Raw genomic sequence first — 12,741 nt, forward strand, 5'->3', positions numbered from 1 at the left:
GCATCTTGTAAGGGCGAACATGAGAGTGGATTGACCTAACATCCGAGACGCGCAACTTACTCTCCCGAATCGAGATGACCGGGAGGCTCAGCGTGAAGACGAAGAAGCTTATCAATGACGGCGCGGCGGCCGTGGACGAAATGCTGGCGGGTATTCTCGCCGCCCATCCCCGCCACCTTCGCGTCGTAGAGGGATCGCCGCGGTCGATCGTTGCGAACGAGGGGCCCAGGCCCGGCAAGGTCGGCCTGGTCATCGGCGGCGGCTCGGGGCACGAGCCGACATTCCTCGGCTTTGTCGGCAAGGGGCTTGCCGACGCGGCAGCAATCGGAAATGTCTTTGCCTCTCCGCCACCAGACCCGATCATTGAATGCGCCAAGGCGGTCGATGGCGGCGCCGGCGTCCTGTTCATGTATGGCAATTATGCCGGCGACGTCATGAATTTCGACATGGCCGCCGAGATGCTCGCCATGGACGACATCGAAGCCCGCACGGTGCTGACCACGGACGATGTCGCCTCCGCCCCCATCGAGCAGCGAGAACGCAGGCGTGGCGTTGCCGGCAATGTCTTCATCTTCAAGGCGGCCGGTGCCGCCTGCGATCTGATGTACAGCCTGGACGAGGTGGAGCGGGTCGCACGATGGGCAAATGACCGGACCTACACGATGGGCGTTGCCCTATCGCCCTGTTCACTGCCCCAGACGCTGAAGCCAAACTTTCAACTTGGCGACGACGAGATGGAAATTGGCATGGGTATTCACGGCGAACCGGGCGTTGCTCGCGGTCCGCTCAAGCCGGCCGATCAGGTGACTAGCGAACTGCTCGATAGAATCCTCGGCGAGATGAAGGCCGAGCGGGGCGACCGTGTGGCCGTGCTTGTCAACTCGCTCGGCTCGACACCGTTGATGGAGCTCTACATCATGATGCGGAAGGTCAAGATGATGCTCGATGCAGCCGGCATAGAAATCCACTTGTCCCTGGTTGGAAATTACTGCACCTCGCTGGAGATGGCCGGCGCGTCGATTACGCTGATGCATTTGGACGATGAATTGCAGCGGCTGATCGACCACCCCTGTGATTGCGTCATGTTCCGTTCGGGTGAAGCAAGCCGATGACAAGGACAATAACCGTTGACGATCTGAAATCCCTTCTGAACCTCATCGCGGAGGCGATGACCCGCGAAAAGAGCCGTTTATGCGAACTCGACGGCGTGATTGGCGATGCCGATCACGGCATCGCCATGGAGCTTGGCTTTTCGGCGGCCGCCAAAGCGGCTGCGGTCCTGGATTCGGCGACATCGGACCCGACGCTCGTCTTCAATACGGCTGCGAAGGCATTCCTGAATGCCGTCGGAGCTTCCTCCGGCCCTCTCTATGCAACCGCTTTGATGCGCGCGGGTGCCTCGGCAAAAGGTAAGGAATTCCTAACCGATGATGACCTGGTCGATGTGTTTATTGCGCTCGCCAAAGGCATTCAGGACCGTGGCAAGGCGGAGATCGGGGAAAAGACCATGGTCGACGCCTGGGCTCCCGCTGCCGCCGCCTGCGGGGCTGCGCGGGAAAATAGAATGCCGCTGGCGACCTGTCTTTCGGAAGCTCTGGCAGCCGCCGAGGCCGGGACGGAAGCAACGAAGGATATGATCGCCACAAAGGGCCGCTCCTCCAGGCTCGGCGAACGCGCACTGGGTCACATCGATCCCGGCGCCGCTTCGGCAACTATCGTAGTCTCGTGCTTCCAGACCTTCTTCTCACCTTAATGATGATGACCTCATCATACCAGTTGACATGTGTCGGCTGATTTGCCAAAACCGCCCTCAGCATTGTTCATGAGGAGGACCGGAAATGAACATCAACTCCAAATATGCGAAACGATTTGGCGCGATTGCAATTGCCGCAGCGGCTTTTGCGGCGACGAGTGTCCAGGCGCAGGATCTGACACTGTGGACGCTGAATTTCGACAATGGCGCAGCAAACGGTGCCCTCAAGAAAGTGGCGACGGATTTCGAGGCGGCCAATCCCGGCACGCATATCGAAATCGTCCAGCGCGGCGTCGATGAACACAAGACCGCGCTTCGCGTCGCGGCAGGCTCCAGCAAGGGACCAGATATCTATTTTAGCTGGGCCGGGCTTGGCCTTGGTGGCGAATACGTAAAGGCCGGTCTGTCGCTGCCGCTGGACAAATACTACACTCAGTACAAGTGGAACGACGAGCTGCTTCCGTCTGCCGCCGCCTTTGCCGATCTCTACCCCGGCGGCAAGCATGGCGTGCCCTTCACCTTCAAGGGCGAGGCGATCTATTACAATAAGAAGCTCTTCCAGAAGGCCGGTATCACCGAGGAGCCGAAGACCTACGAAGAATTGCTGGCGGCTGCCGACAAGCTCAAGGCGGCTGGAATTCCGGCCTTCACTTTCGGCGGCTCGGTCAATTGGCACGTCATGCGCCTGATGGACGTGCTACTCGAAACCAAATGCGGCGCCGACAAGCACGACGCGCTGATGGCTATGAAGGCCGATTGGACCAAGGAGCCCTGCGCGACCGATGCCTTCGCCGAATTTGCCAAGTGGACCAAGGACTACACGCTGAAGCCCTTTATGGGCATCAGCAACCAGCAGTCCTACACGCTGTTCGTCGCCGGCCGCGCCGCGATGATGCTCGAAGGCGACTGGCTGGTCAGCCAGCTGAGCGGCAGCAAGGTCAACCCCGACGATTACGGCGTCGTGCCGTTCCCGACGAACACCAACCGTCTCTATGGCTTCGCCGAGTACAACTACGTCAGCACCAAGAGCAAGGATCCGGATCTCGCTGCGAAGTTCCTCGACTATTTCCTGTCGACCAAGGTGCAGCAGGATCTCGTCGGACAGATCAGCTCGATCTCGGTCAACAAGAATGTCCAGTACGCCGACCAGAAGCCGCTCGAGGCGAAATGGCTGGATATCTTCAAGACCTACAGCAAAGTCTACATGAATGGCGACCAGGCGTTCCCGCTTGACGTCACCACCGAATACTTCCGGGTGATCAACGACGTCGCTGCCGGCAATATCCAGCCGGCCGATGCTGCCAAGCAGTTGCAGACCTTCATCTCTGGTCGCACCTGATCCCTTGAGGGAGGCCGCCACTCCGATTGCCAATCGCGGTGGACGGCTTCCCTCACACTATGCCCACGCGTCAGTTGCCGCCGGGAGCAATCAGAATGTCATTCCGCAATCGAACACATGACCCGCGCGTTCAGGCAGCGATCCTGCTCGCCCCGGCCATGCTGATCTACGCGATTTTCGCGCTTTATCCGATGCTGAACGTAGTGGTGCTGAGCTTCCAGAAATGGAACGGTCTCGATCCCCAACGCCCATTCGTCGGCCTGGCGAACTATCAATATATTTTCACGCAGGATCCCGTCTTCTGGGTCGCCTTCCGCAACACGGTGATCTGGACGATCATGTGCGTGATTTTCCCACCCATGATCGGCCTGCTGCTGGCGCTGAGCCTCAATCAGAAGCTTTTCGCCCGCAATACCTTCCGCGCGATTTTCTATCTACCGGTCATTATCGCCCCGATCGCGGTCGCAACCATGTGGAAGTGGATGTATGATCCCTTCTTCGGCCTTTTCACCGAGATCCTGACGTCGATGGGGCTGCAGGACTGGATCCAGGACTGGCTCGGCAACAAGGACATTGCGCTCTATTCGGTCTTCGTCGCCTATCTCTGGCAATCCGTCGGCTTCTCCATGGTTCTGTTTCTCGCAGGCCTGCAGAATGTTTCTCAGACGCTGGTCGAGGCCGCACGCATCGATGGTGCCGGGCGCTGGAATATCTTCCGATACGTCACCCTCCCCGCGCTGCGCACAACGCTGACCATCGTTCTGGTGCTGTCGGTCATCTCATCGCTGAAGGCCTTCGACATCGTCTATGGCCTGACGGGCGGCGGACCGGCGCAATCCACGCAAATGCTGGCGCTCTGGGCTTTCACGCAAGCCATGCAGATCTTCGATTTCGGCCGCGGCGCCGCAATCTCTGTCGTTTTGCTGCTCATCACCATCGCCATCGTCATTCCCTACCTGCGATGGACGCAGAAGCATGAGGAGGCCGAACAATGACGGCAGCATCGGCAACATCCATGTCGGACGGCTTAGAGACCATCACCCCGGCAAAGCGCAAGCGGGACCCTGTTCTGATCGGCCTGTGGATCGCGCTTCTCGTCGTCGCCGCGATCTGGCTTGCGCCCTTCGTCTTCATCGTCTTCACTTCGTTGAAAACGCAGGCAGATGTGACGACGACAGGCGCCTTCGTGCCTCCGCTCAATCCGGCTTTCGAGAATTATTCGAGCGCCTGGGGTCGCGGCAACTTCGCCAGTGCCTTCCTGAACAGCACGATCATCACCGTCATCAAGGTGCCGCTCGGGCTCATCCTGTCGGCGATGGCAGCCTATGCGCTCGCCAAGATCCGGCTGAGATTCAGCAAGGTGCTGCTGCTCCTCGTCATCTTCGGCACGATGATTCCCTTTCAGGTCATGCTGGCGCCGCTGTTTACGCTGGTCAATTCGCTCGGCCTGATCGACACCTATCCCGGCGTCATCCTGCCCTACATCGCCTTCGGCGTGCCCTATCAGGTCTTCATCCTGCATGGCTTCTTCAGAGGTATTCCGAAGGAACTGTCGGAAGCTGCGCTGATCGACGGCGCAAGCCACTTCACCATCTTCCGCCGGATATTCCTGCCGGTCTGCCTACCGGTCCTGGCGGCGCTGCTGATCCTGGATTTCGTTTCCACATGGAATGAGTTCGCAATGGCGCTCGTGCTTCTGCAGGACCAGCACATGTGGACGCTGCCGCTCGGCCTCATGTCTTTCCAGGGGCAGTTCTCCAATGACTACGGGCAGCTCAACGCCGCGATCGTCATGACCGTGCTGCCGGCAACGCTCGTCTACCTCATCTTCCAGCGATACTTCGTCTCCGGCCTCACCTCCGGCGCCGTCAAGGGCTGATCAACCAACCTATTCGGCAAGTCTTTCGAGGAGAATATCATGTCCAATGCAACCGTCGAAAAATGGGGCGTCTTCGAGGCGGCTTTCAACGGCCCTTCGGGCGGCAATCCCTATCTCGACGTGACATTCGATGCCGTGTTCAGCCAGAACAGCCGCGAGATCCGCGTACCCGGCTTCTACGATGGCGACGGCGTGTATCGCATTCGCTTCATGCCCGACAATGAAGGGGAATGGTCGTTCCGCACGCGTTCGAAGACGGCGGAGTTGAATGGCAAGACCGGTTCGTTTGTCGCGACCAAGCCGTCTGAGGGTAACCACGGCCCGGTGCACGTGCGCAACAAGTTCCACTTCGCCTATGCCGACGGCAAACCTTTCCTCTCGTTCGGCACGACCTGCTATGCCTGGACGCATCAGCCGCTGGAGATGCAGGCCCGGACGCTTAAGACGCTGAAGAAATCGCGCTTCAACAAGATCCGCATGGGCGTATTCCCGAAGGACTATCCCTATAACGTCAACGAGCCGCTTTATCCCTGCTTCGAAAAGGGCGCCGATGGCAAAGAGGATTTCGATCGGCCGAACCCTGTTCTCTTCCGGCATTTCGAAAAGCAGGTGGCCGCGCTCTGCGAGCTTGGTATCGAAGCCGACATCATCATGTTCCACCCCTACGATCGCTGGGGTTATGCCGACATGTCGGCCGAGCAGGATTTCCGCTACGTCGCCTATCTTGCGGCGCGCCTTGCAGCCTATCGCAACGTCTGGTGGGCTCTTGCCAACGAGTATGATTTCCTCCTGGACACCAAGCCGCTGCCGCAGTGGGACCGCTATTTCCACATCCTCGAAGAGAACGATCCCTACGGCCACCTGAAGTCCATCCATAACGGCGAGCCGTCGATGAACTTCGATCATCGCAAGCCCTGGGTGACGCACACCTGCATCCAGAACTGGGATGTGAAGCGGACGCAGGAATGGCGCGAAGCCTATGGCAAGCCGGTCGTCAACGACGAGCCGGAATACGAGGGCAACATCGTCCAGTCCTGGGGCAACCTGACGGCGCAGGAACTGGTGCATCGCTTCTGGATCACGGTAACGCGCGGCGGGTATGCAGGCCATGGCGAAACCTATTCGCATCCGCAAGATCTGATCTGGTGGGCCAAGGGCGGCGAACTGCGCGGCGAAGCATGGAAGCGCATCGGTTTCCTGCGCGACCTGCTGGAGCAGGATGTCGTCAACGGCCTCGAGCCGATGGCATCGTTCGGCGAATGGCCTTGGACGCGCGTTTCCGGCGCACGCGACGGCGACCTTCGCTATATCTATCTCGGCGAACATCAGCCCGTCATCTGGTCCACGGGCTTGCCGCTGGATGGAACCGACTATGACGTCGACATCATCGACACATGGGAGATGACGATCACGCCGGCGAAAAAGGTGGAGGCACCGATTCCGCATCCGACGCGGCACGGCGCGATCGTGCGCGGTGGCAAGGCGGATGCCGCCTTCGGCGTGGAGCTGCCGGGCAGACCATACCAGGCGCTGCGTATCCGCAAGAAGCACTGATCGATCCTCAGGGGAAGAATGTCATGTCCGGATTGACCATCAAGAACGTCAGGAAATCCTACGGAGCAGTGGATATCATCCATGGCGTCGACGTGGACATTTCGGACGGCGAATTCGTCATTCTCGTCGGGCCATCGGGTTGCGGCAAGTCAACGCTTCTGCGGATGATCGCGGGATTGGAGGACATCACAGGCGGCGAGATCTCGATCGGTGGCCGCGTGGTCAACAATCTGCCGCCGAAGGACCGCGACATCGCGATGGTCTTCCAGAACTATGCGCTTTATCCGCAGATGACGGTCGCCCAGAATATGGGCTTTGCGCTGGAGCTTGCCGGCGCGAAGCGTCCCGAGATCGAAAAGAAAGTCGGCGAGGCGGCACAGATCCTCGGACTTCAGCCACTGCTGGGGCGCAAACCTGCGCAGCTTTCCGGCGGCCAGCGTCAGCGTGTCGCCATGGGACGCGCTATCGTACGCGATCCGAAAGTTTTCTTGTTCGATGAACCGCTTTCCAACCTCGATGCCAAATTGCGCGTCAAGATGCGCGCCGAAATCAAGGCGCTGCACCAGCGGCTGAAGACGACGATCGTCTACGTCACGCACGACCAGATCGAAGCGATGACGATGGCCGACAAGATCGTCGTGCTGCAGGGCGGGAAAGTCGAGCAGATCGGAACACCGCTTGAGCTCTACGATCGGCCTAGAAATGTGTTCGTGGCGGGCTTCCTTGGGTCGCCGGCGATGAATTTCCTGGAAGGGCGGCTGACGGGCGGTCCAAAGCCGACCCTCGTATTGCCGACCGGCACGTCCGTCGAACTCGTGAACGCGCCGGCGCAAGCGGATGGCAGGGACGTGATCATCGGCATTCGTCCGGAAGATATATCTTTTGCGACCGACGGCGGCGTGCCGGCAACCGTCACCGTGGTTGAGCCAACCGGATCCGAGACCCATGTAGCCTTGGAGGTGGAAGGCAAGGAAATCACTTGGGTCATGAGAGAACGCGCCGAGTTGACGCCGAACCAAACGGTGAAGCTTTCTCTTAAATCGCCGAATATTCACTTCTTCGACAAGGTTACCCAGCAACGCTTGTAGGGTATTCGGGTAACGAAATCAGCGACATCGGCCGCAGGTTGGAAGGAGGACCCCGCCGAGACAGCGGGGTTTCCAGCCACTTGCTAAACTACTTGGAAAAGCGCTCCGGCCGGAAATTGGCAAGCAGCGGGTGACGCTTTCCGGTGGCGATTTCATCGGCGAGCAACTCGCCGGCGATCAGACCGAGCGTCGCACCGCTATGGCTGAACGCGACGAAATAGCCAGGAATGGACTGCAACTCCCCTAAAACAGGCTCGCCATCGCCAGGAATGGGCTTCAACCCCACACCGTAGTCTTCCATTTCCAGCACCGGATTGCCTTCGAGTACCTTGGATGCCTCTCGCAGCAGTCCTTCGAGCGTGGAGGATTTGACCTCGTAGCTTCCATCTGGTCCCATGCCCACCTCTTCCTCCGACCAGGCGGAATCGAGCGCCAAGGCACGGTCCGGTGTCGGCCGAATGGCTACGCGCGGCGTGTTCAGGACTGCTTTCAGCCCGTGATTGACCGGCTTCGTTCTGACGAGAAGTGCAACAGGCGTTCCATCGCCAATATGCGGCCCGGCCTCAGCAACAATTGCGGGAACCTCTCCGCCTGCGGCAAGCAGCACCGTATCCGCATCCCAGCGAGCACCGTTTGCTGTCGTTACGCCGCAAGCGCGACCCTCTTCGACATTGACGGTTGCGCGTCCCGCATCGGTCACGATTTCGCCGCCGAGCGCCGTGAATTCCTCGGCGAGAACGTCGATCAGCGACGGCAGATCGACCCAGCCTTCGCCAGGATTGAAGATGGCGCCCTGCGACGTCACGGAGCGTGCATCGACGCCCGGCGTCGTTTCTGCGATCTTTGACGGGGCGAGCAATTGCGCATGGTAGCCGAGATTGCGTTCGTATTCGAAAACTTCGGCAATCTCGTTGCTGGCGTCGTCCGCATCCCAGGTCAAACCGCCGTCGAAACGCAGCCATGGCGCGTCCGGATATTTGGCGGCAAGCGTCCGATAACGGTCGATACCGGCCAGGCGCAACCGATGATAGGCATCGGAACGCTTGCGCGCCGAGTTGAGCCAGGCGAGCGAGCGGCCGGATGCGCCGTTCGCCAGCGGACCATCATTGATCAGGACGGTACGGACACCGAGCCGCGCGAGGTGAACGGCCGTTGAGACTCCAAAAATCCCGCCACCGACGACGATGACCTTCGAAGGCTTAGTGGAAGCATGCATGTTGGGTAACCTTATCTATTGACGTTGCTTGATGGGAGAAAGCTGCGGCCGCCGCGATGCGGTGAGCCAGGGCATGTCAGAGGACTTCCGCAAGGAAGCGCTTCAGCCGTTCGCTTTTAGGATTGTCGAAGATCTGCTGTGGCTTGCCGGATTCGATGATACGACCCTCGTCCATGAACACGACCTGATCGGCAACTTTACGGGCAAATCCCATTTCGTGGGTCACGACAGCCATCGTCATGCCCTGGCGGCCGAGGTTTGCCATCAGGCCGAGGACGCCTTTGACCAGTTCCGGATCGAGCGCACTTGTTACCTCGTCGAACAGAACAACTTCGGGATTCATCGCCAGTGCGCGTGCAATGGCAACACGCTGTTGTTGCCCGCCCGACAGGCCCGCCGGCCGGTGATCGCTGCGTGCTGCAAGACCCACCTCGTCAAGCCGCGCTTTTGCGATCCGCAGCGCTTCGCTCTTCGGCATCCCCTTGATCTTTGTCAGCGAGAGCATGACGTTTTCGAGCGCGGTGTGATCGGGAAACAGGTTGAAGTGCTGGAACACCATGCCGACCCGGCGGCGCAGGCCTTCCGGTTTCATCGCAAGAATACTTTCGCCATCGAGCAGGATATCGCCGCGCCTAGGCTCCACCAGCCTGTTCAGGCACCGCAGAAGCGTTGATTTGCCCGAACCCGACGGCCCGATGATACAGGTGACTGTGCCGGGAGCGATGTCGAGATCGATCCCCTTCAGCACCTCGAGATCGCCATAGGCCATGCTCAAATCACGGATCTTGAGGGCGCCTCCCTTGAAGCGCGGCCCATGGCTGGTGTTAACGGCGTCGGTCGCGGTCTGCGTGCCGGAGGCAGCCTGCAATTCGCTCACTTCGACAAGCCCGCTGGCAGCGCCGGAACCGCGCCCCTGCCGTCCAAGCCGCAGCCTCGCGTCGATGTAGTTGACGAAATGAGTGAGCGGCACGGTGATAACGAGGTAGAACACGCCCGCAAGCAGCAAGGGCGACAGATTTCCCGTGACGACGGCCTGATCCTGCCCGACGCGGAAAATCTCGCGCTCGGAGGCAAGTAACCCCAGAAAATAGACAAGGCTGGAATCCTTGACGTTTCCGATGAACTGATTGACGAGAGCGGGCAGAACACGCCGCACGCCTTGCGGGATGACGATCAGCCGCATCCCTTGTCCGTAACTCATGCTGAGCGCACGGCAGGCTTCCATCTGACCGCGTTCGACGCTTTGAATGCCGGAACGGAAGATTTCGCCGACATAGGCGCCGGCAATTAGGCTGAGCGCGATGATGCCGAGCGGAAATGGCGACGGACCGAATATTTCGCGCCCGATGCGCGCGAAGCCCTGACCGATGATCAGGATCGTCACGATGGCCGGCAGACCCCGGAAGATATCGGTATAGATGCGTGCCGGCAGGCGCAGCCAACGCGATTGCGATATGCCCATGACGGCCAGCACCATGCCGATGATGACGCCAAGCACCGTCGAAGCGGCGGCCAGGATCAGCGTGTTCTTCAGGCCGACGCTGATCATGCTCGGCAACACGTCCGCCATGGCATCCCAATCCAGGAAGCTCCGGCGGAGATTTTCAAGCCAATTCATCCAGTTCCCCATGAGTTTGCGGGCATGCAGATGCGGCTGTCCGGCCGGAAATCAGCAATGCCACCGTGGGGCCGCCCGACAAACGCGGGCGGCTCGCAGCTTCACTTCTTGGGGAGATATTGGTCCGGCATCGGCGAGCCGGGAAACCACTTTTCATAGAGCGTCTTCCAGGTGCCGTCCTGCATCGCCTGATGAAGCGCGGTATTCAACGCCGCGCGGAAGGCGTCATTTCCTTTCTTAACCACGAAACCGGCGGGCGCATCGAAGGAGGGAATGTTCACGGCGACTTTCAGCGCCGGATAACGTTCGCCATATTGCTTTGCCGCTTCGTAATCGAGGAAGTGCGCATCGATCGTGCCGTTATTGAGTGCGGCCACCGCCGAATTGTTATCGGGGAATTTTACGAGATCGGTGCCGGCAAAGTTCTTGGTGGCGTATACTTCCTGTAAGGTACCCTGGACAACGCCGAGACGCTTGCCTCTGAGGCCGCCGGCATCCTTGATGCCGGCATCCGGCGTCAGAACGGAAAGATAACCGGCGAGATAGCCGTCCGAGAAATCCACCGTTTTCTTGCGCGCCTCGGTGGTTCCGATCGCGGCAACTGCTACGTCAAACCGCTCGTTGGCGACGGATGGCAGCAATGCCGAAAATTCCTGGCCGGTGAAGGTGACCTTATCTTTCGGAAAGCCTATGCGGGACGCTACGTTCAAGAAAAGTTCGATGTCGAAACCGGTGAACTGGCCGTCGGCCGTCGCAAATGTATAGGGCTTGGAATCTCCCATCGTGCCTACACTGATGACCTGGGGATCGATGAGATTGTAGGGATTGTCGGCTGCGGCTGCAGACCCGATGCCAGCCGCAAGAAAATACGCCAGTACGCCAGCTCGCACGGGAGCGATGAAGGCCGCGAATATGCCAGTTTTGTTCATGTTCGTTCTCCGCTCTGAAGGGGTGCTCTTATCGGCATTTAATGCATGTTTGTCCGGTCCTTCGTCGAACAACGCCGAAGGAATAATTTGAACAAGAGACCGGTCTCATATAGAAAGAGACCGGTCTCAATTGACATTTGTTAACTTGAGATTGACCTCCCGTCAACAACTCTTGTAGTCGTCGCCGTATGGAAAATTTCGTCGCTCCGAAACGCTCAGTCACCGTCGCCGATGTTGCAAAGGCGGCAAAGGTCTCAAAGGCCACCGCCGCCCGTGTTCTGGGCGGCTATGGTGTGGTCAGCGACAAGATCCGAGTACAGGTGATGGCCGCAGCGACAGCACTCGACTATCGGCCGAACGAACTCGCCCGCAGCATGACCACCGGAAAATCCGGCATTATCGGAGTCGTGGTCGGCGATATCGAGAATGCGTTCTTCAGTCTCGCGGTTCGCGGCATCAGCGACGTCGCTCGCGTGGCCGGCTTCAATGTCATCATCGCAAATTCGGGAGAAGAGCTGGATGCCGAGAAATCGGCCGTTGACCTACTCATCGGCAAACGCGTTGACGGCCTCATCGTGACGCCTTCGCGATGTGACCGGATGGAGCACCTGCAGGATGTTCGCCGCGTGGGCGTCCCCTTGGTTCTGTTCGATAGAAGTATTCCGGAGCTCGGGGTCGACTCGGTGACCGGCGACGACCGCGACGCCGCGATAGCGGCGACACGACATCTGTTGGAGGTGGGGCACCGCCGTATTGCCTATATATCCGCGCTCGATGCCGATAACGACCAAATCACGGACAGCCGCCAGCTTTCGAATTCCGCGGTGCGGGAGCGCGTGGAAGGTTTTTTGAGCGTGCTGACGGATGCAGGACTAAAGAATGCGCAGCATTATGTAAGGCTCGGCGCCACCGACCAGGAACGGACGGATGCGGTCCTGAAACGCCTGCTTGAAGAAGTATCGCCGCCAACGGCTCTGGTGGCCTCAGACAGTCTCATCGGGCTCAGATTGTTCAGGTCACTCCAATCATTCGGCCTGTCCATCCCCCGAGACCTATCGATGATCTCCTTCCTGGATGCGGACTGGACCACGGTCACCACGCCGCCGATCACCGTCGTCGACCAGCCGGTATACGAGATGGGAAAAAAGGCGGCCGAAAGACTGATTTCCCGGCTGAACGGCAAGGAACTGCCCGTGGAGCGCGCGACCGTCAAAACAAGTCTGATCCAGCGTGGATCCGTGGCTGCACCGCCTCCGACTGCGTCTTGAAGCGTTCGCCTGCGCAGCCGCGGCGGATTGCCGCGAATGCGTTTGCGGGGATGAATTCGCGCTCCCGGTGCTTAGCATTCAAGAGATTCGAGGAGAG

At 59.4% G+C, this 12,741-nt stretch carries 11 protein-coding genes; 8 read left to right on the forward strand and 3 right to left on the reverse strand.

What is annotated here, in order from left to right:
• Positions 1-92 precede the first annotated feature (92 nt).
• The 7 genes from CCGE525_RS32405 to CCGE525_RS32435 all read left to right on the forward strand — a co-directional run bounded on the left by CCGE525_RS32405 (position 93) and on the right by CCGE525_RS32435 (position 7,613).
• Positions 93-1,112, forward strand: a complete 1,020-nt coding sequence (locus CCGE525_RS32405) for a dihydroxyacetone kinase subunit DhaK (RefSeq protein WP_120708267.1) — start codon at positions 93-95, stop codon at positions 1,110-1,112.
• A complete protein-coding gene (dhaL, locus tag CCGE525_RS32410) occupies positions 1,109-1,753 on the forward strand; it encodes a dihydroxyacetone kinase subunit DhaL (protein ID WP_120708268.1) in 645 nt (214 codons plus the stop codon). Before CCGE525_RS32405 ends, dhaL begins: the two co-directional genes overlap by 4 nt.
• Before the next feature lie 85 nt (positions 1,754-1,838).
• The gene (locus CCGE525_RS32415) at positions 1,839-3,092 is read left to right on the forward strand and encodes an ABC transporter substrate-binding protein (RefSeq protein WP_120708269.1); all 1,254 of its coding nucleotides are present in this window, start codon (positions 1,839-1,841) and stop codon (positions 3,090-3,092) included.
• Positions 3,093-3,187: 95 nt separating this feature from the next.
• Positions 3,188-4,087 carry a carbohydrate ABC transporter permease gene (locus CCGE525_RS32420; RefSeq protein WP_120708270.1) on the forward strand — a complete coding sequence of 300 codons (900 nt, stop codon included), beginning with the start codon at positions 3,188-3,190 and terminating at the stop codon, positions 4,085-4,087.
• The gene (locus CCGE525_RS32425; RefSeq protein ID WP_120708271.1) at positions 4,084-4,971 is read left to right on the forward strand and encodes a carbohydrate ABC transporter permease; all 888 of its coding nucleotides are present in this window, start codon (positions 4,084-4,086) and stop codon (positions 4,969-4,971) included. Before CCGE525_RS32420 ends, CCGE525_RS32425 begins: the two co-directional genes overlap by 4 nt.
• Before the next feature lie 39 nt (positions 4,972-5,010).
• A complete protein-coding gene (locus CCGE525_RS32430; RefSeq protein ID WP_120708272.1) occupies positions 5,011-6,525 on the forward strand; it encodes a DUF5060 domain-containing protein in 1,515 nt (504 codons plus the stop codon).
• 23 nt (positions 6,526-6,548) lie between these two features.
• On the forward strand, positions 6,549-7,613 hold the full coding sequence (locus CCGE525_RS32435) for an ABC transporter ATP-binding protein (RefSeq protein WP_120708273.1): 1,065 nt from the start codon (positions 6,549-6,551) through the stop codon (positions 7,611-7,613).
• 88 nt (positions 7,614-7,701) lie between these two features.
• Here the strand turns inward: CCGE525_RS32435 and CCGE525_RS32440 are convergent, their stop codons facing one another.
• The 3 genes from CCGE525_RS32440 to CCGE525_RS32450 form a co-directional block, all read right to left on the reverse strand.
• Entirely contained in the window at positions 7,702-8,829 is a 1,128-nt protein-coding gene (locus CCGE525_RS32440) for an NAD(P)/FAD-dependent oxidoreductase (protein WP_120708274.1), read from the reverse strand.
• A 76-nt stretch (positions 8,830-8,905) separates the two neighbouring features.
• Positions 8,906-10,447 (reverse strand): amino acid ABC transporter permease/ATP-binding protein, encoded by a 1,542-nt coding sequence (locus CCGE525_RS39625; protein ID WP_120708275.1) that lies wholly within the window; start codon positions 10,445-10,447, stop codon positions 8,906-8,908.
• Between the two features lie 101 nt (positions 10,448-10,548).
• Entirely contained in the window at positions 10,549-11,376 is an 828-nt protein-coding gene (locus CCGE525_RS32450; RefSeq protein WP_120708276.1) for an ABC transporter substrate-binding protein, read from the reverse strand.
• A gap of 188 nt (positions 11,377-11,564) precedes the next feature.
• Between CCGE525_RS32450 and CCGE525_RS32455 the strand changes: the two genes are divergently transcribed.
• Positions 11,565-12,644, forward strand: a complete 1,080-nt coding sequence (locus CCGE525_RS32455; protein WP_120708277.1) for a LacI family DNA-binding transcriptional regulator — start codon at positions 11,565-11,567, stop codon at positions 12,642-12,644.
• Positions 12,645-12,741: the final 97 nt, after the last annotated feature.

It is taken from the genome of Rhizobium jaguaris, from assembly GCF_003627755.1.
Taxonomy (GTDB): domain Bacteria; phylum Pseudomonadota; class Alphaproteobacteria; order Rhizobiales; family Rhizobiaceae; genus Rhizobium; species Rhizobium jaguaris.